A 25,343-nucleotide genomic window follows, 5' to 3' on the forward strand; every position below is an offset into this window, starting at 1 on the left:
ATGATAGTGTAGCATTTGCTATGTGAAAGTAGGACATTACCAGGCTTCAAATTAAAGAAACCCGTTACAGCAATGTGACGGGTTTTTTGCTGTCTGGGATTTAATAAATAGCCAAGAGCCCATGCCGAACTCAGTAGTGAAACGAAACAGCGACGATGATAGTGTAGCATTTCACTGTGGCTCTCCACCGCTGTGGGCACTACGAAATCCTACTGCGTAGCGCACCGACTTCAAATTGTAGAGAGCCCGACTATAAATAGTCGGGCTTTTTTACATCTGCAGAAAAGTGAAATACGCGCAATTAATACACACTCACATCAACACCTAGCACGCAGGGCGGGCAAGCATAGCGACTCCCGACGCTGATATACTGCGTAGCGTACCGACTTTATATTGTAGAGCGTCTGAATCTAATGATTCGGGTTTTTTACGTCTTCAAAAAAGTGATTCAGGGATTCCTCTAGAGCGAAGGACTTCTTAGTAAATCATTTATATCGATCAGCAATAATATTTAATCAATTTGAGGGATTAAATCTGACGCTAACTGCGTTAAAAGCCTCATATATGAAACAACTGAATAACGAATTTTTTGCCCTTCTTTTATCGACTCCGCTTAGTTATTGCTCTAATCTCAATTTATGATCTGTTCAATTATGTAGTTTATAAAATGTGACATAGTTCGTTTAGATAAAAATAGAATAATAAGGGTTTAATAATGAGTGAAATTGATAATCATCCACATGGCATTTTTTGTTGGTCAGAACTTTGTACACACAATTGGAAAGAAGGTAAGACGTTTTATACATCATTATTTGATTGGGGGTATGACGATCAACCTATTGGGGAGGACATATATTACACCATGCTACAAAAGCAAGGTGGTGATATAGCCGCTATGTATGAAATGCCTAAAGAGCAAATTAGTGAAGGGATCCCAAGTCATTGGTTGGCTTACATTGCCGTCGACAATGTTGATGATTGTGCGCTAAAAGCTAAAGAACTAGGTGCTGAAGTTATTGCCGGTCCTCATGATGTTATGAATGCAGGACGAATGTTGATGCTAAAAGATCCTGTAGGTGCCACTGTTGCACTATGGCAAGGCAATGAGCATAAAGGTTGTAAGTACTTAGGTGAATTAAACACGCCTTATTGGCATGAGTTAGCAACCAGAAATAGTAAAGTAAGTAGAGATTTTTACTGTACTTTACTAGGCTGGGAAAGTGAAATAAAGCCAATGGAAGGTATGAACTACACTTTATTTTTGGTTGATGGACAGCCAATTGCCGGTATGCTTGAGATGACAAGCGACTGGCCTGAAGATATTCCTGCTCATTGGATGATTTATTTTGCAGTAGAGAGCTGCGATACGGCAGTAAATAAAGCCGCTAGCTTAGGTGGACAAGTATGTGTTCCTGCAACAGATATCCCCGATGTTGGTCGTTTTAGTGTTATATGCGATCCTCAAGGTGGTGTATTTTCGGTGATCGAATCTGTTATAGATGACGTTTAAACAGTTACATTAGCTTTAGCGTTAATTTACTCGCTAGTTTGTTATAATACTCGCCAATTAAATCGTCAGAAAGTGCAGAGAACGCAATGGAATTTGAACAAGATAGCAATTTAACCCTTCCTTTATTTCTATTAGATGAATCATTAAGTAATAGAGATTTAGAGCAGCCTGATTTTGAAATATCAATTGGACTTGATGATGAGTTACTTGCTCAAATTTGCCAAAATCCAAGTGAAGATAGCAGTGTAGCTATTACCGTTAGCGGTTATGAGTTGCTTATAACTGATTCTCTGTATTTAAGTATATTAGAGCAAGAGCATGATGCGCAGATAACATTAACGCATGGGCCTCTTTTAAGTATTGTTTTGAATACTGAAGGTCAGAAAACATTCGTTTCTCCTCAAATGGATATGATGCCCACCTTCGATTTAGGTGACGAGGACGAATGAAAAAAATAATAATAAGTACATTTGTATTAATTATCCTTAGTGGTTGTGCTTACTTAGGTAATGCACATTACGATGATTTATTTGGCCCTGAACAAGCGCAAGAGCGTATCGTTCCACATTCTACCCTTGCTGGAGCTGATTTTTTACAAAACGTAAAACCAGTACTCGATACCCGCTGCGTCGTTTGCCATGGTTGTTACGACGCACCTTGCCAGCTTAAGCTCTCATCCCCTGAAGGTATTGATCGAGGTTTGAGTAAAGAGCTCGTTTACGATGGAACTCGTTTATTGGCAACGACCCCAAGCCGTTTATTGTTTGATGCAACCAATACACAGCAATGGCGAGAAAAAAACTTTACGCCAGTGCTAAATGAGCGCGTACAAAGTGAAGAAGCAAACTTAGCGGGAAGTGTTTTATTTAATAGTTTAGTGTTAAAGCAAAGCTATGAATTACCAACTAATGAAGTGCTAGATGATGAATTTGATTTTTCATTAGGGCGTTCGCAAACCTGTGCAACAATGGGGGAGTTTGACCGATTAGCTGACGAGCAACCTCATGGCGGTATGCCTTATGGTTTACCTGGGGTTTCGCGCGAAGAGTTTAATCATTTACAGAACTGGCTTAAAAATGGCGGTAAAATGTCACATATTGAGCCACCAAGTAAGTATGATCAGAATAAAATAAAGGGCTGGGAAGCATTTTTAAATCAAGATAACTTAAAGTATCAGTTATCAGCACGTTATATTTATGAACATTGGTTTTTAGCACATATTTATTTTACGTCAGAAAACCCACAAAGCTTTTTCAAACTAGTTCGCTCAAGTACGCCTCCTGGTGAGGAAATAAAGTTAATTAACACGCGCCGCCCATACGATGACCCTAAAGTTAGCCGTGTTTATTATCGTTTTATGCAAGAGCGTACAACCATACTTTCTAAAACGCATTTACCACTTGAGCTTAATGAAACTAAATTACTGCGTTTGTACGAGCAGTTTATTGCGCCAGATTATACAGTTACGCAAATGCCGAGTTATGAGCCTAAGTCAGCATCTAACCCATTTAAAACTTTTGAAGTTATTCCTATTAATTCTAAATATCAATTTATGCTTGATGAAGCAGAGTTAATTATTATGGGCTTTATAAAAGGGCCTGTTTGTCGTGGTCAGATTGCTTTAAATGTTATAAATGATCACTTTTGGGTGGCATTTGCTGATCCTGATAAGGTTGCGACTCCTGCTGTAGGGGAAATGCTAATGCAACATGAAGAAGCTCTAGAACTTCCTGCCGCAGAGGAAAGTAATGCGTTACCTATTTCTAGCTGGGTTAAATATTCAGTTCGTGAGAAAAAATATTTACAGGCAAAAGTTGAGCTTGCAAACGAAATGTTCAAAGGTGGCGAGCATCTTACAACTGACTTGCTTTGGAAAGGTGATGGGCATAATAAAAATGCTGCGCTGACTATTTTCCGCCATTTTGATAGTGCAACTGTTGTTAAAGGTTTTATTGGTCAAGAGCCTAAAACCACGTGGATACTTGATTATGCGTTATTTGAACGTATTCATTATTTGCTTGTGGCAGGCTTTGATGTATACGGAAATATAGGCCATCAATTGGTTACACGTTTATATATGGATTTTTTACGTTTAGAGGGAGAGCAAAACTTTTTAGCTCTATTACCTGAGCACAAGCGTAATCAAATCAAAAAGCAGTGGTATCGTAATTCACCACCTGACTTATCTAAGTTCTTTAAAAGTAACCGAGAATTTAGCCAGCCCAGTGGTATTAACTATAAAACTGATGATCCACAGCATGAACTATATACCTTGATGAAAGAAGCCTTAGCGCCAGTTTTAAGTGAAAAATACAACTACACTGAAGTGGCAAAGCCGTTAAATGTAATAAGTGAAATGCCAGCAAAAGCGGTTAACTTATTACCTCAGCTTTCTTTTATACTTGTAAAGCAAGAAGATAATAGCCATAAGGGCTACACTATTATTCATCATAATGCGCACTACAATATATCTAGTTTATTAAACGAAGATGGCCAACGTGCTTATGATGAAGATACCGCGACTATTGTTCCTGGGTTTATCGGAGATTATCCAGCAGCTATTTGGTATTTAAATAACGAGCAGCAAGTAAATGCTTTTGCCGAGCAATTGCCTATGATGCAAATAGAAGCTGATTATGGTGCATTGAAATCTAAGTTTGGTATACGACGTACTCATCCACAGTTTTGGCAATACAGCGATATATTGCACGATACAGCTAAAAAATATCGTGGGATAGAATATGGAATGTTCGACTATAACCGTTTAGAAAATAGATAGTTAAATAGTTTTATTTTATTAGCCCAACTTTTTAGTTGGGCTTTTTTATTTAATAATCATTATTTAAGCTGCTTATTAGTTCTAAAAAATTGAGCTACACTTAAAACAAAAACAGGGCTTAGTATGTTTAAAGTTGTCGCGAATATCCGTACTCGTTACCGATGGGCATTAATAGCAATAGCACTATTAATAAGCACATCAGCATCACTTATGCAGTATTATTTTTCGGTGCAAAAATATGACGCAAAAATAATAAATATGGCTGGTAAGCAGAGAATGCTTTCTCAAAAAATAGCTTGGCATAGTAATGAGTTATTATTATCGGCAACAAATATTTCTGAGCATACTAAAGCGTTAAAGACATCAGTCGTATCATTCAAAAAAACTCATAATTACTTACTTTCAAAAAATGCTAATGGAGAGTATCAGTACCTTACACCTAAGCTTATTAAGCTATATACGTTAGCTCCTCATAAACTAGATTCCCAAGTTGCAACATATATCCAGCAAGCGGAAAATTTGCTTTATCAACAAGGCCAAGTAGATAAGCGTATATTCTCTGTAACTGAGGTTGAAGAGCTATTAAAGCAACTAGATCATGCAGTGAATTTATTTGAAGAGCAAGCTGTACAAAAATTGAACTGGGTATCTAACCTTGAATTATTATTTTGGCTTATGGCGATGTTTTTACTACTTGTAGAGTTAAGATTTGTATTTATGCCAATGGAAAAAGAAATAGGTAACGCATTGTCTAAATACCAAAAACAAAAAGAGTTCGCTCAACAAGTGAGTCAAAATAAAGAGCATTTTATTGCCAGAGCAAGTCACGAATTTAGAACTCCTTTACAGGGTCTTATTACGTCTATTGAGGAGTTAAAGGTTTCTGATACGCAGCAAAGCGTTAAAACCCAAGCTAATTACTGCGCACTTAGGTTAATAGCTATATTAGATGAACTGCAGGACTTGCAAGCTTTAAGTACAGGTAAGTGGGTACCGCAATTTAAAAATGAAAACCTTCTAGAGTCGTGTAATAAAGTACTAATGGCTTACGAGCATGCTTGTCAGCAAAAAGGCCTAAAACTAGTTAGTTGTTTAGATGAATCATTAAATTGTGTATGTAAATTGGATCATCAACGTTTGCAGCATACGCTTACAGAATTAATCAGTAACGCTATTAAGTTTACGACAGAAGGTGAAATTACTGTCTCTGCAAAGCTTTTTAATGATGAACTTTGTGTAACTGTAAGTGATACTGGTTGTGGTTTTTCGAAAGAGATTACTGATCTTGAATTTGACTCATTTAAACAAACAAACCATTTTCAAGGATTAAGAACAGGTATCACTCGGGTTCAGTATGTTGTAAAGGCGTTGCACGGTGAAATTACCTTCAAAAATAATGAAGCCCATGGAGCGCTGGTATCTTTGCACTTACCAATAATTGCCAGTAAAGCTCTCCCAAACCCTCGTAAAATAAATGACAAACTAAAGTGTTTAGTCGTTGAAGATAATCCATTAAATACTATATTACTGACCCGCATACTTAGCTTATTAGGTTTAAGCTATGATTGCGCTGAAAACGGCAAAGTCGCGTGCGATATGGTGAGTGAAAATCAATACGATATTGTTTTTATGGACTTAAATATGCCAGTAATGGATGGGTTTGAGGCGATTAAAAAAATACGCTCTGATCTTAATAAAGTAATGCCAATTATTGTTATAACAGCAAATACTTCACAAAATGATATAGAGCGAGCTTATAAATACGGGGCTAACTTTCATATTCATAAACCAATAAGTCAGCAAGCAATTAAAGACGCATTAAATAGTATTAGCGTTGCTAGGGCGTGTTGATCTTTGGTAGTTGAATTTGCAGCAGTATGCTTGGTTTTTAGGCAAGGCAGAGCCTATGTAGTGTGGTTATTCCCCATAAATAGGCGATAACGCAGCATAAATACCAAACATGCGCTGCCCATTGGGTTCTTTCTAGGGACGATTAACTCTTTGTTGCCTACATGGATGTAGGTAAGGGGCGTGAGCAGGACGCGGAAGCTTTACTCGGTTTTGACTTAGCTCACTAGGTTACAAACCTCGCGCCGCGATTTAATCGCCCCTAGATTGAACAAATTTCAATCCACAAAGATCAATACGCCCTAGTGAAATAAATTAATTTTGCAGATAACAAGCTTGCTAAGCTCTTTTAATATGCGTTAACTTGCTGTTTTAAGGTTTATTAGGAAAAGTTAGTGCAGTCAATTACGCTTGAGCAATTTAATGGTTACTTACAAGGGCAAGGCAAAAGTCGTTACGACATATGCAACCTAGATTGGCAAGTGAATCTAGGAGAACATTGGCTGCTTCTAGGTGCTAATGGAGCCGGTAAATCTGCACTGACAGCTGCGTTAGTTGGTGAAGCTAAGTGCGAAACTGGTAAGCGTATAAGTAGTATTAATAAGCTTATGCTCGTGTCTTCAGATTCACATAAACAGTTACTGGCCCAAGAATTAGAGCATGAAAAGCATAGCCTCGTCCAAGACCTTATTTTTACAGGGCATAGTAATAATGATGAGTTATTAGCGCAGCTAATAGAATTATTTAAATTTAGCTCATTACTAAATAGGCATTTTAGAGACCTTTCAACGGGTGAAACTCGTAAACTCCTACTTATAAAAGCACTCAGCTCCCATAGTGAGTTAGTCGTGCTTGACGAGCCATTTGATGGACTCGACGTACAATCTTGTCAGCAACTTAATAAAATACTCATAGAGCTTAGCCACACGATTACTTTTGTTTTTGTACTAAACCGCCTAGACGAAATCCCTTCATTCATTACTCACTATGGCTATGTAAACCAAGGTTGCTTGTTACATACTTTAGCAAAGCCAAGTAGTGAGCAATTAAGTGACTTACTAAAACTACTTCATTTAGAGCATACTTCATTGGATGTGCCATCTCCTGATACCGAACAAGAGCAAAAGGCATTCACTGGTAATACCTTAGTTAAATTGAGTAATGCTAAAGTTAGTTACAGTGATGTAAGCATATTCAAAAATCTCAATTGGACTATAAAAAAGCATCAGCATTGGCAGCTTACTGGAGCGAACGGTTCAGGTAAAACATGCCTATTAAATTTAATAACAGGTGATAACCCACAGTGTTATAACAATGACATTGAAGTGTTCGGTTTTAAACGCGGAACCGGGGAGAGTATTTGGGATATAAAACAGCATATTGGTTTTATATCTAACGCGCTACATATGGATTACCGCGTAAGTATATCGGCTTTAAATACTGTTATTTCAGGTTTTTACGACAGCATAGGTTTATATCAAAAACCGAGCGACGCACAAATTAATATTGCTCAACAGTGGCTGGCATTTATTGGTTTAAGTGATAAACAAAATATCTCATTCACTCAGCTTTCGTACGGCGATCAGCGTATGTTATTAATTGTGCGGGCTATGGTAAAACATCCAACGTTACTCATTTTAGATGAACCTTGCTTAGGCTTAGATGAAGCAAACAGGCAGCGTGTACTGCTACTAATAGAGAAAATTTGTGCTGCCAATACAAGTACTGTGATTTATGTAAATCATCATGCGGCAGACAAAATTAAAGGAATAGAGAATTACTTAAAAATGGAAGACTTTCATTAAAAGCTCACAGAAAGGTTGAGCGAAAAATCACTCAACCATTTTTATTTTAAAGACGAGTAACGCTAAAGCCTTTATCTCGAAGTTGTTTAAGTAACCCGTGTTTTTCAGGTAAATGCAGAGCGCCTACGGCAATAAATAATTGCTCGTTTGCTAAACGCGGTGTGAGTTGTTTAACCCAATTATTATTGCGGTTAGTTAGCATTACTTGCTCGCTAATTTCACCATAATTACTGTCATCAAAACTCATGTTGTAGTAATCGGTTAGTGTATCCATATCCCCGTTTTTCCAGGCATTAACTAATTTGATAAAGTAAGTATTAATATCGCTGAGTTGCTCAAATGTTTCTTCAATCATTTCATTGCTTAATAGCGCCATGCCATCAAACATTTGCAGTTGTTGCTCTAGAGTTTCAAGCTCACCAATTTTTATTTTATGTTCTTTAGCGTAAGCAAGTACTTGCTTGTCTATGCCGGTTTTATCTGAATATCCTGCATTTTGAAATTCAATTTGCATCATAGTCACCATAACAGCCCAAGGCTTTAAGCCATTAAACATAGCAATATCAATCGACTTTTTAGCAAAGTAATTTTTTAGCTTGGTATAATTTTGCTTTGAAAGCTCAGTTTGTAATGTTTTACCGTCACTTAGCATCATAAATGGCATTGAGCGCTGTTGCATTTCAAGTGGTGTAAGTTTGCTTATATCAACTTCAACAATCACTTCTTTGCTTGCACTAATTGCATCGGTTACATTTTTAGGTAAGCCTTTCATGCTGGCATCACCAACGTGTACGGTGCCAAATAAGTAAGAGCTAACGCCATTTTTTTCTATCTTGTATATGGCAGGAGCTGCATAGCTGTTAAGGCTAAATGTTATAAGTAATGCCACAATAAAAAAGTGGCTAACACGGGTAAGAGCATTCATGGTTTGTCCTTAAAATCTCGAAGGTTAGTAGTGTAAATACTAACCTAAATTTACTTCAGAGGTAACGTTAATATAAACGTTAACGTATTGTTTTCGGTATTACTGGCCGTGATAGTAAAGCCATTTAAGTTACATAAGCTCTGTACAATTGATAATCCTAAACCATGGCGCTGGTTATTAGTTCTAGATGAATCTAGCTGATAGAGCGGGTCAAAAATAGCAGTGAGCTGTTCACTACTTAGTGGTTTATTTACTTTGTTACTAACAGAGATGGTCATGTTTGTGCTGTTATTTACGGCAGTTAATTTAATTGGTGCCTCAGGGAGTCCATAAAATAGTGCGTTATCGATTAAGTTACATAAAATGGTATTTAAACTAAATTCGTCAGCATTAAGTGTAAACTCGTCAGTTATCTCATTATTTAAACGCGCTTTAATACTTGGGTGCTTAAAGGTCAGCTCATCAACAATTTGATTTACTAGGTTATTTAGAATGATATTTTGTGCATTTAATTGCATTGCACTGCTACTTGAGCGCTGCAACAGTAATAGGTTGCTAACAATCGTTTTCATACGCTGTGAAATATTAAGCACATCACTGGTATAGGTGTCGCTAATGCGTTTATCGTCAGGGTAGCGAATAGCCACCTCTGAGAGGCTTATGAGTTCAGCTATTGGGGTTTTAAGCTCGTGTGCAATGTCGCTTGTTAGGCGTTTTTCATTACTATAGAGTTGCTGATTAACGGTAATAAATTTATTTAGCTCGTTACGTATAGGTTCTATTTCTTCTACTTTAAAGTCGCTTTCTATTGTTTGCGCAACACCGGTAATATCGAGTAACTTAATTTGATCGTTTAAGTTGTGTAGTGGGTGCAGGCCTTTATTTACAATCCGTGTCACTAAATAGCGCACACCAAACACACCAAGCACACAGGTTAAAATAAAGACTACATCAATAATAATCAGTACTTTATTAAGTTCGGAGGTGGGCGCTGCGATTGCAAGCGTCATGGTATTAAAAACAGCAGAGTGAGTGGGATTTCTATCATCTTTTTGGGCTACAAAGTGACTTATAAGTGCGCGGCCATCACGCCCGTTAGGAAGCTCGTAATCTATAATTTTAGATTCGTTTATCGGCATTTCTAAAAAAGGCAGGTTAGCATTTTCATAAAGCGCTAATGAGTCCGAGCGTTCAAACACATCACGGCCATGCCATAACTGGTAAAACTCCGTGGCATCGGCTGCTTCATACTCCGACATAAACTCACCAGCAAAATCAAATTCAACTACGTTGTTGTCATCCTCAACTAAGGTTTTTAAGTAGTTAGCTTTGTTAGTTAGAGACTGATTGAACTGATCTTCCACCCAAGTATCAACACTTAGATCAACGGTTAAAAATATGGTGAATAAAATAACAGAGATCACAGCGCTAATATTATTAACGAGTTTACGTTTTATTGAGTGATTTTTATTTTGTTGTTGCGACATAACCAAATCCACGTTTATTTTTTATCGGGAGCTCGCCATCAAACTGTCTTACTTTTTTACGTATGGTTGAGATGTGTGCTTCAAGCGCATTTTTAGAGAGCATATCAAACTGCCCTACCACCGCTTCACTTATAAGCTCAAGCCCCAATACTCGCTCTGGGGCGTTAAATAAGCATTCTATTATTTTGTATTCATTACGTGTGAGCTCAATGGCATGTTGCTTGTAGTGAAGAGTTTTAAGTGACAGATCTAATACGCAATCACCTACGGTAAGGGTATTTTGTTGGTTTTGCAGTGAACCACGACGAAGTAATGCAAGGACGCGAGCATGGAGTTCTTCAAACGAAAATGGCTTAGTTAAATAATCGTCAGCGCCTTTCATAAGGCCGTTAATTTTATCTTGAGGCTCACTTCGTGCAGATAAAATTAGCACACGGCTTTGGCTATTACTGCTGCGCAGTGCTTGTAAAATACTCATGCCATCAACGCTCGGTAGCATTAAATCAAGTACGAGGAGGTCGTAGTTTCCACTCAGTGCCATACTCAACCCTTCTGAGCCATCACCTGTTTCATCTACGGTAAAACCAAGGTTGCTAAGGCCAACTTGCAAGCTGCGTCTTAGTGCTTCAGAGTCTTCAATAACGAGGATTTTCATGTTTACTCGGTTTATAAAAATAGCCTTGTTACTTTAACAAGGCTTTATTATCAAGTCACTGCAAGAATAATAACTAATGGTACCAACCATTTGTGTAGGCTAAATTACCTAAGTTCGCATGGGCTAGGGCTTTTTTAACTAGTTGCTCATCGTTTTCACATGGTACAAGCTGATTATTGCTATACGTATAGGTGGTTGCTGGTTTTTGAGGTTGTAACACCACCACTTTATTATCGTGCATATATGCAAAGTTTTTGTCGTATTGCATCATTGCGCGTTGTTTGTTGTCGCTAATTGGCTTTGATAAATCATGGCCTATCATAGGATGCTTACCACTTGCGCCAATTAAAGACAGTAGAGTAACAGGAATATCGATCTGGCTGGCTAGTTGGCTATCTCGTTTATGGGTAATACCTTTACCAAAAATAACGGCCGGAATTTTAAAGTGATCAACCGGTACTAAATTCGAACCCGATACGCGTGAGTCGTGATCGGCAATAACTATAAATACGGTATCATCCCAGTAGCTCGATTTCTTGGCTTTTTCGATAAACGTGCCTAGTGCGTAATCGGCATACTTGGCAGCATTATTACGGGTTTGTTTTTGTTTATCGTACAGCGTTATTTTATCGTCAGGAAAGTCATACGGACTATGATTAGAGCTTGAGAATATAAGGCTAAAAAAGGGTTTGTTTTGATTTTTAAGCTTAGTAAGTTCTATGTCGGCTTGGTCGTACAAGTCTTCGTCTGATGCGCCCCACGAGCCATTAAAATCTATTTTTTTAAAGTTATTTGTATCTACGATACTTTTAAAACCATTGCCTAAAAAGAAGCTTCGCATGTTATCAAAATGGCTTTCGCCACCATAAATAAACTGTGTGCTGTAATTTTGCTTCGCTAAAAAATCAGCAATGGTAAAAAAGTCACGCTGTGATTTATCAAGCTTAACAACTGCACGCGAAGGCGTTGGTGTAAATCCTGTAATTACCGCCTCAATACCACGCACCGAGCGCGTGCCCGTAGCGTATAAATTATCAAATCCCCAGCCTTGTTTATAAAGGGCGTCTATATTAGGTGTAAGCGGTAAACCGCCAAGCGTGCCTACATAACGAGCACCTAAACTTTCTTGTAAAATAATGACTAGATTTTTTGGTTTACCTATATTACTTGCTTCATGAAACGTTTTTGTAGGGGCGGTTACATCATTAAATGCGGCTTGCGTGTTTTGCATGTTACTACGCACAATACTAAGCAATTCATCGGTAGGCATTTTGCCATAATAGTCTTGGCTTGATTGTTCGTTAGAGAGTTGCTTAACTGCAAATGCGACGCTATAAAGTGAGTTAAGGGTTAAGTCGTTAAGTAAGTGATCAGTAGAGAAAGAGACCATAGCGGGGTTAAGTGGTCTGTGCCCTAATGAGTTACGCGCGCCCAAAATAGTTAAGCATACTAAAACAAGCGCTAAAATTGATTGGTTTAAGCCTGTTAGTGATGACTTGCTTTGCCATTGATTGCTAAATATTTTGCTTGCAAATTTACAGCTTAAAACAAGTGCTATAACAGCAATAAATACTTCTAACTTATAGCCTGAAAAAATCATTTTTGAGACTTCTTTAGGGTAAATTAAATATTCTATAAATAAGCGGTTAGGGCGCAAGTCGTACTCGTTTATAAACGTAGGCGTAATCACTTCAAAAAAAACGAGTAAAGCAGACATCCCCACTAAGTAAATTTTAATTAGGCCGCGTACTTTATTTTGCCAACCTACGCTTTGCATCAGTAAGGTAAGTAGTAATGCGGGCATAATAATGTAGCTTAGAGTGGCTATATCTACTCTTAACCCACCTATAAATATAGATAACCACGCATGCGATCCAAATACACGCTCCCCTTGCCATACACTTAATCCAAAGCGAGCAAGTGTTAAAAAGCTAAGTGCCAAAACAGTAAATACAACAAAAATCCATACAGGGCCAAGTGCATTTTGTATTTTAGGTATAAAAGTTAGCTTTATGCCCATAACACAGCCCACCAAATAAGAGCGGCAATTAGCATAGCTATAAACACGCTTGCAGAGGCAATATCTTTAGCTAGCCCCGAAAGCTCATGGTATTCACTGCCAATTCTATCAACTACAACCTCAACTGCCGTATTTACCAGCTCAGCAAATAATACAAAAAGCAGGCTGGCTATCAGTAATAACTTGTCGCTTAGTGCAATTTCTTGTAGCCACACAAACACACCGAGTAACGAAAACAGTGCTAACTCTTGTTGAAACGCCGCTTCAAATCGACTCATCCATTTTAAGCCGTTAAAAGAATGGCTTAAGGTAAAAATAAGGCGCATTAAGCCTTGGCGTTTTATAACGGTTTTATTGCTCATAATTGTATTTCGCTTGGTGTTGTTTGGCAGCTAGCAAGTAAATCAAGCGATGCCTGATATGTTTTGCTCTTAATGCCAATTAAATTTAAAAGGGTGTGAAAAATATTGTTGTGTGAGCGCGCAGCGCGGGTGTCTAAATTAGCTAAACAGGTATTAGTAATGCGCTGGTTATGCTCATCAGCCCACATATAAAGGGGGACATGTGTTTGTGTACTTGGGGCAAAGCTATACGGAAAACCATGCAAATAAGCACCGCCTTCGCCAAGTGATTCACCATGATCAGAGACATATAAAAACTGCTTATCTATATTGTTTGGCAGCGCTTTTAATTGCTCAATTACCTGGGCGTTAACAAAGTCGCTGTACGCAATTGTGTTGTCGTAGGTATTAACTAATTCATCGAGTGAGCAGTTTTGAATGTCGCTTCTATCGCACGTAGGCGTAAATTGCTTAAACTTATCTGGGTAGCGTTTAAAGTAAGTTGGTCCATGTGAGCCCATCATATGTAGGACGATAACGGTGTTAGCTTGGCTTAAATTAGCGAGTTTGCGTTTAAGTGGAGCAAGGAGTGCTTCATCAAAACAATATTTCCCATCGCAAAGCGCTGATGGGGTGGTTGGGATATCAATGTTAACAACACGAGGGCATACGTTTTTACAGCCGCTGTTATTATCAACCCACAATACATCGCTGCCAGCTTGTTGTGCTAAATCAATCAGGTTTTGTTGGTTGTCGGCTGCTAATCGATCAAAGTTATCTTGTGTTTGCAGTGAAAACATACACGGCACAGACACAGCAGTAGCGGTGCCACAAGACGCCACATTATTAAAATACGTCACATTATGCTTTTGTGTATAAGGGTTGGTGTTGCGCTTATAACCTTGATAAGCAAAGTTTTCTGCTCGTGCGGTTTCGCCAACAACCATAACTGTTACGCTGGTGGTGTTAGGCGTAATGAGAGTGGGTGTTGCATCTATATTTTTAAATTCCATGTTGGTATACAGCAGCTGATCGCGCATATATTTATAACCGCTAGAGAGATATTGAAACGGAATAATTTCTTTTTTCAAAATGCGGTTGTTACGTCCAGTGGCTGCGTAATCGGCGTAAAAGTTAGCGACCACTAAAGCAATTAGCGTTAAGCAGGCAATAATAAGTTTTATGCGGCTAATCGCTTCTTGATGAGGGCGAGTAAAGTGTATTTTTACTTTGCTTAATATAAAAACAGGTAGCGCACAAAACAACAGTAAAAAGGCTATGAGCTGCGGGTTTAAATAGCTCAGCGCTTCGCTTGAATCCGTTTCGAACGTGTTTTGAATCATTGAATAGTCAAACACAACACCGTAATTTAATGAGCCGTAAAGCACGGCGCTAGAAATTATCAGTAAAAGATAGTTAATTGGTTTTAATAACCATCTAACCGACACTATCGAAAAGAAAATAATTAAAAGGCATAACAAAAGTAGCGGGACTGAAAGTAAAAATAGCCATGAAAAAGATGCAAGAGAGGTTATGGCGCTAAACGAACCTTGAATAAAAGGAATGTTTATAACTAAACAGTAATAACAGGCAATCATCACTACAAAGGCATTTGCACTACAGTGAATGTAAAACCGTTTACTACGATTTGGCTTTTTTTGTGCTGGTGTTTGACTAATTACGTTCATATTTAGGCTCGTTTAAAATAACAACGCCATGCTATGCAACAACACTTAAGAGTCGCTTAAGAGAACCTACGCATTACCTGAAGGTGATAAATAATTTTATTTATAAAAATATTCTTAAAAATTAATCAAACCTTAAATAAGGGATATAAGAATAGTGAATTTCTGAGAATAAAATTAGAGCATAAAAAAACCACTACCAGCTTGTATAATGAATTTTAAAACCTGATAAATTGCCTTTTAGTCTTTTTGTTAGATTAACTTTGGTGTTGACTTAAAGGGCCTAGCGCGGTACTAATATAAAAAGAGAGCGAAGGAATAACCTTCGCGATAATTGAACAAAATTTGGTATTAATTACATGCTTACAAACGCACTTAACCTAGTCCTGATTATTATCGTGGTGATTATTCCCGCGAGGGCTTCGTAGTGCTTTAAAAACTTAAGCATTAAAAAAGCCCTCCGCACTTAACCGTTCGGAGGGCTTTTTAGTTTTAAGGGCAAAGTTTTTAGCGTAAAAATGTAATTGGGTTGTCACTGAGGAATGAGGGTTTATTAATGACAGGCGCAGAACTAACAATCGACTTATTGGCCAAACACGGCGTAAATGAAGTATTTGGCTACCCAGGCGGAGCTATTATGCCAATTTACGATGCGCTGTATGGCGCGCCAGTCAAACACTACCTTACTCGTCATGAGCAAGGTGCAGGGTTTGCAGCTGTTGGTTATGCTCGCAGCACGCGTAAATTAGGTGTGTGTTTTGCAACATCGGGCCCAGGTGCAACTAACTTAATAACTGCCCTTGCTGATGCGATGATGGACTCAGTACCATTATTGGCGATCACCGGCCAAGTGCCTACTGCAGCTATTGGTTCAGATGCGTTTCAAGAAATAGATGTACTAGGTATGTCGCTTTCGTGTACTAAGCACAGCTACATGGTAGAACGAGCGGAAGACTTAGCAGAGATATTACAAGAAGCTATTCATTTAGCGCAAAGCGGCCGACCAGGTCCTGTACTTGTCGATATCCCAAAAGATATTCAAATGGCGCAAGTACCTTTTAAGCCTTGGCTTGCAGCTGATGAATACTTACCTGAGTTAGATTTAAAGCAAGTTGCTATTGCTAATCAATTGTTGAGTGAGGCTAAACAGCCTGTAGCGTACGTAGGCGGTGGTGTACAAGCCGCTGATGCGCAAGACGAGTTAATGCAGTTTTTAAATAAAACCCAGATGCCTGCTGTATCAACACTAAAAGCATTAGGCAGTGTGTTACCTGACTACGAGCATTACTTAGGCATGCTAGGTATGCATGGTGGTCAAGCCGCTAATATTGCCGTGCAAGAATGTGATGTACTTGTGTGTATAGGTGCGCGCTTTGATGACCGCGTAACGGGTAACTTAGCTAAATTTGCAGCTAAAGCTAAAGTAATTCATTTAGATATTGATGCCGCTGAAGTAGGTAAGCGTAAACCAGCTAAAGCTTCATTAATTGCTGATTTAAAAACGTCGTTACCTGCACTTGAGTGCTTTGTAACACCTAAAGCGTGGTGTGACACAAATAAAGAAATGAATATTAAGCACGCGTGGCGTTACGATTACCCAGGTGAGAAGGTTTACGCACCGTACTTATTAAACCAACTGAGCCAACGCATGCCAAAAACAGGGGTTGTGTGCTGCGATGTAGGTCAGCACCAAATGTGGGTAGCACAACACATGAAGTTTACTCACCCGAGTAATCATTTAAGCAGTGGTGGTGCAGGTACAATGGGCTTTGGTCTACCTGCGGCTATTGGCGCACAAGTAGCACGCCCTGATGACTTTGTTATCACTGTATCGGGCGATGGCTCAATAATGATGAATATTCAAGAATTGGCCACGATTCGCCGTAATAATTTACCTGTAAAAATATTAATTTTAGATAACCAGCGTTTAGGGATGGTTCGCCAATGGCAGGAACTGTTTTTTGAAGGACGTTACTCTGAAACTAACCTTTCGGATAACCCAGACTTTGTGCAACTAGCTGCTGTATTTGGTATTCCAGGGCAAACAATTACCCATGCTAACCAAGTTGATGATGCTATTACAGCATTAGTTAACAGCAAAGGCCCGTACATAGTACATGCTTGTATTGATGATAAAGAAAATGTTTGGCCACTTGTACCACCTGGGGCTGCTAACGACGAAATGATGACGGAGAAAGCAAAATGAAACACAGCCTAACTATTGCATTAAAAAGCCAAAGTATAGCGGTAGAACGCTTTTTACGAGTGGTGCGTCATCGTGGTTTTAACCTAACGCATTTTCAGCTCAATATGGATGATGGCTTATACAACGTAGCCATGACGGTAGATAGTGATAAACCTATTCATCTATTAACCAGCCAGCTAAACAAGCTGGTGGATGTAAAAGAAGTCACTTTACAAAATTTACAGCACCAACAGGCTGTGTAATTACGAATTACAAAATAATTTACGAGTAACTGAGTCACTCGGTTATTCACCAATTTTAGAATGAGGAATGCCCGCTTATATTGCGGCAAAAACTGAGGTAACTATGGCTAAATTAAGAAGTGCAACAACAACTGAAGGACGTAAACGTGCAGGCGCAAGAGCATTATGGCGCGCAACAGGTATGACAGACTCTGATTTTGGTAAACCGATTATTGCCGTAGTTAACTCGTTTACACAATTTGTACCAGGGCATGTACACCTTAATCAGCTTAGTGAGCTTATGGGTGAGACGATAACCCAAGCCGGTGGCGTTCCTAAAGAATTTAATACCATTGCTATTGATGATGGTATTGCGATGGGACACGGCGGTATGCTTTATTCGCTGCCTTCACGCGATTTAATTGCTGACTCGGTTGAATACATGGTAAATGGTCACTGCGCCGATGCGATGATCTGTATTTCAAACTGCGACAAAATCACTCCTGGGATGATGCTTGCAGCGCTACGTTTAAACATACCGGTAATATTTGTATCGGGCGGTCCAATGGAAGCGGGTAAAACTAAACTTGCTAACATCGACATTAAACTTGATTTAGTTGATGCCATGGTTAAAGGCGCAGATGAATCGGTAAGTGATGCAGATTCAGAGCAAGTAGAGCGTTCTGCGTGTCCTACATGTGGTTCGTGTTCAGGCATGTTTACTGCAAACTCAATGAACTGTTTGTTAGAGGCAATAGGCTTAGCACTTCCGGGTAACGGTACCACGCTTGCCACTCATAAAGACCGTAAACAACTGTATGTTGAAGCAGGGGCTCGTATTGTTGATTTATGTCGTGAGTATTATCAAAAAGATAATCAAGATGTATTGCCACGTGCTATTGCTAACAAAACAGCCTTTATGAATGCAATGGTTGTTGATATTGCAATGGGCGGCTCGTCAAATACCGTATTACATTTGCTTGCTGCAGCGCAAGAGGCCGGCGTTGATTTTGATATGTCGCATATTGATGCGCTTTCTCGTCAAACACCGTTTTTATGTAAAGTTGCACCAGCAACACCAGAGTACCATATTGAAGATGTCCACCGTGCTGGTGGCATGATGGCTGTTGTACGCGAGCTTGGTAAAGCGGGCTTAGTTGATATGTCGGTTAATCATGTAGCTGGGTCAACAATGGCTGAGCTTGTTAAAAAATGGGATGCAACTGACCCAACTAACGAAGTAGCGCGCAAATTTTACCGTGCGGGTCCTGCGGGCATTCGAACTACCAAAGCAATGAGCCAAGAGTGTCGTTGGGATGAAGGCGATAATGACCGCGTGAATGGGTGTATTCGAAGCGTTGAACATGCTTTTCGCCAAGACGGTGGTTTAGCTGTGCTTTCGGGTAATCTAGCGGTTGATGGTTGTGTTGTAAAAAGTGCTGGCGTAGTTGATGAAATGCTACATTTTGAAGGCACCGCCATTGTATACGAATCACAAGATGATTCAGTAGAAGGGATTTTAAATAACGAAGTAAAAGCCGGCGATGTTGTTGTTATTCGTTATGAAGGGCCTAGAGGCGGCCCGGGTATGCAAGAAATGCTATACCCAACAAGCTACTTAAAATCGAAAGGCTTAGCTGAAAAATGCGCACTTATTACTGATGGTCGCTTTTCGGGTGGTACTTCGGGTTTATCAATTGGCCATGTATCGCCAGAGGCGGCGAGTGGTGGTGCAATCGCTTATGTTGAAAATGGCGACAAAATCATTATTGATATCGCAACACGTGAAATCACATTAGCGCTAAGCGATGAAGAACTTGAGGCACGTAAACAAAAGCAATTAGCACGCGGAAAAATGGCGTACAAGCCAGTTGATCGTGAGCGCTATGTATCGTCTGCTTTAAAGGCTTATGCATTACTTGCAACAAGTGCTGATAAAGGCGCAGTGCGCGACTTAGCTAAATTGGAGGCGCTTAGTTAATTATGGTCTCTCAAGAGCTCGATTATTTTCGCGCTATTATTCAAGCAAACATGGAGCCTTTGGCTAAAGTTACTGAGGTTAGCGAAATGGCTGAACTCAGTAAAAAGCTAGGTAACCATGTTTGGTTAAAGCGTGAAGACCAACAGCCCGTGTATTCATTTAAGTTACGCGGTGCGTATAACAAATTAAATAAATTACCTAAAGGCTCAGTGGTTATTACTGCTTCTGCGGGTAATCATGCTCAAGGGGTTGCACTAAGTGCTTCTCACTTAGGGCATCAAGCTACAATTGTAATGCCAGTAACAACGCCTGAAATAAAAGTCAGCGCAGTGCGCGCACTTGGCGGTGAAGTTGTATTACATGGCCATCATTTTGATGCAGCAAAAGCATATGCGCTTGAGCTTACAGAGCAGCGTAACGGTATATTTGTCCCGCCATTTGACGATCCGGATGTCATTGTTGGTCAAGGCACTGTAGCACGCGAGTTAATGCAGCAATTAAACGAGCTTGATGCTGTGTTTATTCCTGTTGGCGGCGGCGGTTTACTTGCTGGTATGGCGGTTTACATTAAATCGTTGCGTCCAGATATAAAAGTAATTGGCGTAGAAGCCGACGAAAGTGCGTGTTTACAAGCAGCACTTGAAGCCGGTAAGCCAGTAGAGCTTGATCGCGTTGGTAGTTTTGCCGATGGCGTAGCGGTTAAAATTATTGGCACTGAAACATTTCGTTTAGCGCAAAAGTTTTGCGATGAAGTCGTAACCGTTACTAGCGATGAAATATGTGCAGCCATGCAGGATATTTTTGTATCTACGCGTGCAATTGCAGAGCCATCAGGTGCACTTGCAACGGCTGGGCTTAAAAAGTGGAGTCAGCAGTCGGGGTTAAAAGGACTACATTTAGCGGCTGTGCTTTCGGGTGCTAATTTAAACTTTGATCGCCTGCGTTATGTTGCAGAGCGCACTGCGCTGGGTGAAAAAAACGAAGCGTTATTAGCGGTTACTATTAAAGAAGAAAAAGGCAGCTTTAAACAGTTTTGTGCTTCTTTAGGTGGCCGTGCTATTACTGAGTTTAACTACCGTTATGCAGGACCTGGTGAAGCACAAATATTTGTAGGCATTGCACTTCGCCAAGGCGAGCAAGAGCTTAATGAGTTAAAGCAAGACTTAACAAATAACGATTATCAATTTTGCGATCTGTCGGATAACGAACTCGCTAAATTACATGTGCGTTATATGGTTGGCGGAAAAGCACCAGAGCAATTACATGAACGTTTATTGCGCTTTGAATTTCCTGAGTATCCGGGTGCGCTTGCACGCTTTTTAGATACTTTAGGCAGCAATTGGAACATTACCTTATTTCATTATCGTAATCACGGTGGTTCTATGGGGAATGTACTGGCAGGTTTTGCTATTGAGCCGAGTCAGTATGAAATGTTTAACGAGCATTTGAATCGCTTAGGTTACAGTGTACAAGATGAAACACAAAATCCGTGTTTTACCCAATTTTTAACATCAAAACCGCAAGCAGAAAAAGCCGAAAAACTCGCCTCAGTATAACCCTTCTTTAAAGGCAGGCACCTAACTAGGGTGCTTGCTTTATTACACGTTTTACATATAGTTACAGGTAATCGTCATACTTTTTGAGGACACCTATTTGCTATTTAAAGGATTAATCATTGGATTGTGCTTTTTTTGCAGCCATATCGCGGCGCAAGAATCAGTCACATTACAGCTAAAATGGACACATCAGTTTCAGTTTGCTGGCTACTATATGGCTAAGCAAAAAGGCTTTTATAATGAAGCGGGCCTTGATGTAACTATTAAACAAGCTAATCCAATGAAACCTGATACCTTTGGTCCTGTGGCCAGTGGCGAAGCACAATTTGGTGTAGGGCATTCCGGTATTTTACAGCAACGTATTAATGGTCAGCCTTTTGTTGCAATGGCAGCCTTATTGCAGTTTTCACCTTATTGCTGGATGGTAAAAGACACGTCTGATATTTTTCACCCTCGTGACTTTGTTAATAAACGTATCACTGCTGTGAGCAAAAATGACGGCACCGAGCTACTTATTATGCTTAAACGCAGTGGCGTTGATGTAGATAAACTCAAAGTTTACAATGGCGAAAATTTTAACCAGGCTTGGATTGAAAACAAGCTAGATGCTATGCAAGTTTATGTTACTACAGAGCCTTATTATATGACTCAACAAGGCGTAGCTCATCGGCTTGTTTGCCCACAGCGTTATGGTATGGATGTATATAGCGACATTTTATTTACCAGCGAAAACATGCTTAAGCAAAATCCGCAAACGGTCGAAAAATTCTACCAAGCGAGCCTAAAAGGTTGGCGCTATGCAATGATGAATATGGATGAAGCCATTGCAGTCACCCAGCAAAACTATGCACCGAGTAAGAGCTTTCATCAGCTCGCCTTTGAGGCTGAAGTACTAAAAAGTTATATAACCCCACCCACTACCAGTTTAGGGCATATGTCGATAGCAAAGTGGCGTTTAATTGCTGACTTATATGGCATACAGCAAAACGAATTTGACGAAGTGAAATCTCACTTTATTTATAAATACCAAGAGCCAGAAAAGATGCAATTATCATGGATGCTTATAGCAGCTATTTTGGTGAGTATTATTTCAATACCTTTGTATTTACGGCTTATTTTTAGCCAAAAATAACTGCTTAATGAGAGCTCACTGAGCTGATATAATTAGTTGTCTTTTTATTTTTTAAGCTGTTATGACTTTAGCCGAGCAATTTTTTGCACTTGATTCACTTTTAATGCGCCATCGTCAGTATTGGCAGTGCACCGCATTTGATTTTGACACTATTCCTTGGCCAGAGCTGCAAGGCATACTTAACGAACTAACTGATGATCAGGTAACCGTTCTTGATAACGATCAAAATCAGCTATACCAATTTTTTAGCCAACACATAAACCAACTTGATGAACTTGCTAAGCTATGTGACTTACCTAGCTCTGCACACTCTAGAGCTGATTATCCGTTTTGGATAAGTAACGGCATTAAAGGTCGTAAGTTTGATCAGTTACAAGATTTTGTATCTGCACTACCTACTACTAAGCAACCGGTTTTAGAGTGGTGTGCGGGTAAAGGACACTTAGGGCGAATGCTTGCTTTTAATGGCGCAAGTGATGTGCATAGTATTGAACTGCAACAAAGCTTATGCGAGCAAGGACAAAAAAGTGCACAGCAACAAGGCTTGGCAATGCACTTTAGCCAAGCTGATGTATTAAAAGAGGATATCACTCAATTTTTTAATGCTGATATGCATGCCGTAGCGCTACACGCATGTGGTGGTTTGCACCAAGCATTTATGCGTCAAGCAAGTTTAGCGAAAGTACAGCAAATTAGCTTTTCACCTTGTTGCTATCATTTATTTACGGCTAATGAGTACCGTGCAATGAGTGAGGTTGCAAACCAAAGTGAGCTTAACCTAACGCATCGCGATTTAAAGCTCGCATTACAAGAAACCGTTACAGCGCCTTCTCGTCTGGAAAAAGTACGTAAAACAGAACTAGAATGGCGACTTGGTTTTGACGCACTTAGAAAATCGATTACTGGCGAGCAATATTATGTAAGCGTACCTTCGGTTAACAAAGCTATATTCTCAGATTCGTTTAAATCATTTTGTGCATGGGCTGCAGATAAAAAGGCAATAAATCTACCTCAAGATACTGATTATAATAAATATTTAGATATTGGTGTTGCTCGAAAAAAAATAACTGACCGAGTTGAACTGGTTCGACATGTGTTCAGAAGAGCAATTGAAGTTTGGCTTGTGCTCGATCGTGCTTTATATTTGCAACAGCAAGGCTATCAAGTAAGCGTTAAAACGTTTTGTGAAAAGCAGTTAACGCCTCGTAATATTTTGATTCTTGCTAATATCCATTAAATTTCCGTCCTCGACTTAATAAGAGATGCAATGAGAAAGTTAAAAAATTTATTCGATAACAATAAACGTTGGGCTGCACGTACAAGCGAAGCTGATCCTGAGTTTTTTAAAATTTTATCTATGCAACAAAATCCAGAGTATTTATGGATTGGTTGTTCAGACTCTCGTGTACCTGCTAATCAAATAGTTGATTTATTACCAGGCGAATTATTTGTGCATCGTAACGTTGCAAACGTGGTTGTACACACTGACCATAACTGTTTGTCGGTTATGCAGTACGCTGTAGAGGTTTTAAAAGTAAAACATATCATGGTAGTAGGTCACTATGGCTGTGGTGGCGTACAAGCCGTTTTAAACAATGCAAAATTTGGCTTTATTGATAATTGGCTACGCCATGTAGGGGATGTAAAAGAAAAGCATCTTGAACAACTTGATGCAATGCCTGAAAGCGAACGTTTAAGCCGCCTTATTGAGCTAAATGTAATTGAGCAAGTGCGTAATGTATGCCGTACTAACATTGTGCAAGATGCGTGGGAGCGCGGCCAAGAGCTAAGCGTTCATGGTTGGGTTTATGGTTTAGAAAACGGCCACCTTCATGATTTAGAATCTGTAGTAACGTGCGCGAGTGAAGAAACGCAAAGCTACAAAAAAGCAGTGCAGCACGTACTTAATAAAGTGGGCGAAAATAAATAAATTTATGACTAAAACGGCGATATTAATAGGTGCTACAGGTTTGGTCGGTAATGAGTTGCTACATAAGCTACTTAAGAGCGATCGTTATACCAAAGTGGTTACGTTAAGTCGTCGGGCTTTGCCTATTACACACGCAAAGCTAGTTAATCACGTTATTGATTTTGAAAAATTAACTCAATACGTTGAGCTTTTTAAAGGTGACGTATTGTTTTCGTGTTTGGGCACAACCCGTAAACAGGCGGGCTCTACACAAGCTCAGCGTAAAGTAGATTTTGATTATCAGTTCATAGCGGCGCAGTTAGCGGCATGTAATGGTGTTACGCATTACTGCTTAGTGTCATCAAGCGGGGCGAACACGCACAGTAATAGTGCTTATTTGAAAATGAAGGGTGAGCTTGAGCAACATATTAAAGCACTCCCTTTTGATAAAATAAGTATTTTACAACCATCTTTATTATTAGGTGATCGTGAGCAATTTAGAGTGGCAGAAAAGATAGGCAGTATTATTTTTCCTGTTATTACACGACTTCCGTTTTTAAAGCGTTACAAACCAATAACAGGTGAGCAAGTTGCGCAAAAAATGCTGAGTGTGAGTTTAGCGCAGCAGGCTAAGTTATTTTATTATGTGCTAGATGAGCTATTTGAATAAACTTAGTAAAACGCAAAAGGCAGCCTAAGCTGCCTTTTTTGTACACTAAATTAATACCAATTTTATTAATAAATGATCATTCTAGCGTATTAAATAACTCACTAACTACGTTAAAAATTATTTATATAGAACAACTATGCACCATAATTTTAGCCTTGTTATTGAGCTATTTTCTTATCGCTATAATAGAACACTAATTTAATGCAATTGGTATAATTATTCAGCGTCAGTTTTAATGCTAAGTTGTTGCTCAAGCAATGCAACTTTAGCTTCTAGTTCGGTTAGTTTTTCGCGAGTACGAATAAGTACTTGGCTTTGCACATCAAATTCTTCACGGCTCACAAAATCCATCTCAGCAAGCTTGTTTTGTAAAACTTGCTTTGTTTTACCTTCGAGTGTCTCTGCTAGGTTTTTTACACCTTGCGGCATATTGCTAGTAATTTGCTTAGCAATTTCTTCAAGTTTTGCTGGGTTGATCATATTTGTCCCTTCGATGCGGCCTAAAATAATAATAACTAATATTACCTTATACCCACGGTATTTAACACATGATCATCTTTACCTTAATTAATTAAGGCAATTGCTATGCTCGCAGTAATGGTTACGTTAAAAT

20 protein-coding genes are annotated in these 25,343 nt (G+C 39.2%); 13 read left to right on the forward strand and 7 right to left on the reverse strand.

Annotation, left to right across the window (positions count from 1 at the left end; genetic code table 11):
- Positions 1-715: 715 nt before the first annotated feature.
- The 5 genes from GQR38_RS10340 (at position 716) to GQR38_RS10360 (ending at position 7,942) form a co-directional block, all read left to right on the forward strand.
- Entirely contained in the window at positions 716-1,510 is a 795-nt protein-coding gene (locus GQR38_RS10340) for a VOC family protein (RefSeq protein ID WP_007582136.1), read from the forward strand.
- An 86-nt stretch (positions 1,511-1,596) separates the two neighbouring features.
- Complete coding sequence (locus GQR38_RS10345; protein ID WP_010553841.1) at positions 1,597-1,959, forward strand: hypothetical protein; 363 nt, start codon at positions 1,597-1,599, stop codon at positions 1,957-1,959.
- Positions 1,956-4,289, forward strand: a complete 2,334-nt coding sequence (locus tag GQR38_RS10350) for a fatty acid cis/trans isomerase (RefSeq protein WP_165721252.1) — start codon at positions 1,956-1,958, stop codon at positions 4,287-4,289. Before GQR38_RS10345 ends, GQR38_RS10350 begins: the two co-directional genes overlap by 4 nt.
- A 123-nt stretch (positions 4,290-4,412) precedes the next feature.
- Positions 4,413-6,140: a response regulator gene (locus GQR38_RS10355; RefSeq protein ID WP_165721251.1), complete on the forward strand. Its 1,728-nt coding sequence runs from the start codon at positions 4,413-4,415 to the stop codon at positions 6,138-6,140.
- A gap of 392 nt (positions 6,141-6,532) precedes the next feature.
- Complete coding sequence (locus GQR38_RS10360) at positions 6,533-7,942, forward strand: ATP-binding cassette domain-containing protein (RefSeq protein ID WP_165721250.1); 1,410 nt, start codon at positions 6,533-6,535, stop codon at positions 7,940-7,942.
- A gap of 46 nt (positions 7,943-7,988) precedes the next feature.
- On the opposite strand, the gene GQR38_RS10365 is transcribed toward GQR38_RS10360, so the two are convergent.
- The 6 genes from GQR38_RS10365 to GQR38_RS10390 all read right to left on the reverse strand — a co-directional run bounded on the left by GQR38_RS10365 (position 7,989) and on the right by GQR38_RS10390 (position 15,058).
- Positions 7,989-8,867, reverse strand: coding sequence for a TraB/GumN family protein (locus tag GQR38_RS10365; RefSeq protein ID WP_007582127.1), 879 nt, complete (start codon positions 8,865-8,867; stop codon positions 7,989-7,991).
- A 50-nt stretch (positions 8,868-8,917) separates the two neighbouring features.
- Positions 8,918-10,354, reverse strand: a complete 1,437-nt coding sequence (locus GQR38_RS10370; RefSeq protein WP_165721249.1) for a HAMP domain-containing sensor histidine kinase — start codon at positions 10,352-10,354, stop codon at positions 8,918-8,920.
- On the reverse strand, positions 10,335-11,009 hold the full coding sequence (locus tag GQR38_RS10375; RefSeq protein ID WP_007377292.1) for a response regulator transcription factor: 675 nt from the start codon (positions 11,007-11,009) through the stop codon (positions 10,335-10,337). Before GQR38_RS10375 ends, GQR38_RS10370 begins: the two co-directional genes overlap by 20 nt.
- Positions 11,010-11,082: 73 nt before the next feature.
- Positions 11,083-13,029 (reverse strand): LTA synthase family protein, encoded by a 1,947-nt coding sequence (locus GQR38_RS10380; RefSeq protein ID WP_165721248.1) that lies wholly within the window; start codon positions 13,027-13,029, stop codon positions 11,083-11,085.
- The gene (locus tag GQR38_RS10385; RefSeq protein WP_024605310.1) at positions 13,020-13,391 is read right to left on the reverse strand and encodes a diacylglycerol kinase; all 372 of its coding nucleotides are present in this window, start codon (positions 13,389-13,391) and stop codon (positions 13,020-13,022) included. The genes GQR38_RS10380 and GQR38_RS10385 overlap by 10 nt, the downstream gene beginning before the upstream one ends.
- A complete protein-coding gene (locus GQR38_RS10390) occupies positions 13,388-15,058 on the reverse strand; it encodes a phosphoethanolamine--lipid A transferase (RefSeq protein ID WP_165721247.1) in 1,671 nt (556 codons plus the stop codon). The genes GQR38_RS10385 and GQR38_RS10390 overlap by 4 nt, the downstream gene beginning before the upstream one ends.
- 553 nt (positions 15,059-15,611) lie before the next feature.
- Here GQR38_RS10390 and ilvG point away from each other — a divergent pair.
- From ilvG to GQR38_RS10430, 8 genes are all read left to right on the forward strand, one after another.
- The gene (gene ilvG, locus GQR38_RS10395) at positions 15,612-17,261 is read left to right on the forward strand and encodes an acetolactate synthase 2 catalytic subunit (RefSeq protein ID WP_007582116.1); all 1,650 of its coding nucleotides are present in this window, start codon (positions 15,612-15,614) and stop codon (positions 17,259-17,261) included.
- The gene (gene ilvM, locus GQR38_RS10400) at positions 17,258-17,503 is read left to right on the forward strand and encodes an acetolactate synthase 2 small subunit (RefSeq protein ID WP_010553831.1); all 246 of its coding nucleotides are present in this window, start codon (positions 17,258-17,260) and stop codon (positions 17,501-17,503) included. Before ilvG ends, ilvM begins: the two co-directional genes overlap by 4 nt.
- Before the next feature lie 103 nt (positions 17,504-17,606).
- Positions 17,607-19,463, forward strand: a complete 1,857-nt coding sequence (gene ilvD, locus GQR38_RS10405; protein ID WP_165721246.1) for a dihydroxy-acid dehydratase — start codon at positions 17,607-17,609, stop codon at positions 19,461-19,463.
- Positions 19,464-19,465: 2 nt separating this feature from the next.
- Complete coding sequence (ilvA, locus tag GQR38_RS10410) at positions 19,466-21,019, forward strand: threonine ammonia-lyase, biosynthetic (protein WP_007582109.1); 1,554 nt, start codon at positions 19,466-19,468, stop codon at positions 21,017-21,019.
- 97 nt (positions 21,020-21,116) lie between these two features.
- The gene (locus tag GQR38_RS10415) at positions 21,117-22,151 is read left to right on the forward strand and encodes an ABC transporter substrate-binding protein (protein WP_024594413.1); all 1,035 of its coding nucleotides are present in this window, start codon (positions 21,117-21,119) and stop codon (positions 22,149-22,151) included.
- 61 nt (positions 22,152-22,212) lie between these two features.
- Positions 22,213-23,388 (forward strand): methyltransferase, encoded by a 1,176-nt coding sequence (locus tag GQR38_RS10420; RefSeq protein WP_165721245.1) that lies wholly within the window; start codon positions 22,213-22,215, stop codon positions 23,386-23,388.
- A gap of 30 nt (positions 23,389-23,418) precedes the next feature.
- On the forward strand, positions 23,419-24,081 hold the full coding sequence (can, locus tag GQR38_RS10425; protein ID WP_007582103.1) for a carbonate dehydratase: 663 nt from the start codon (positions 23,419-23,421) through the stop codon (positions 24,079-24,081).
- Between the two features lie 4 nt (positions 24,082-24,085).
- Positions 24,086-24,730 (forward strand): NAD(P)H-binding protein, encoded by a 645-nt coding sequence (locus GQR38_RS10430; protein ID WP_121954626.1) that lies wholly within the window; start codon positions 24,086-24,088, stop codon positions 24,728-24,730.
- Positions 24,731-24,946: 216 nt separating this feature from the next.
- Here GQR38_RS10430 and GQR38_RS10435 read toward each other — a convergent pair whose 3' ends face one another.
- A complete protein-coding gene (locus tag GQR38_RS10435) occupies positions 24,947-25,210 on the reverse strand; it encodes an accessory factor UbiK family protein (RefSeq protein ID WP_024594416.1) in 264 nt (87 codons plus the stop codon).
- Positions 25,211-25,343 lie beyond the last annotated feature (133 nt).

The organism is Pseudoalteromonas sp. c7(2019) (assembly GCF_011378625.1).
GTDB classification, from domain to species: Bacteria; Pseudomonadota; Gammaproteobacteria; order Enterobacterales; family Alteromonadaceae; genus Pseudoalteromonas; species Pseudoalteromonas arctica.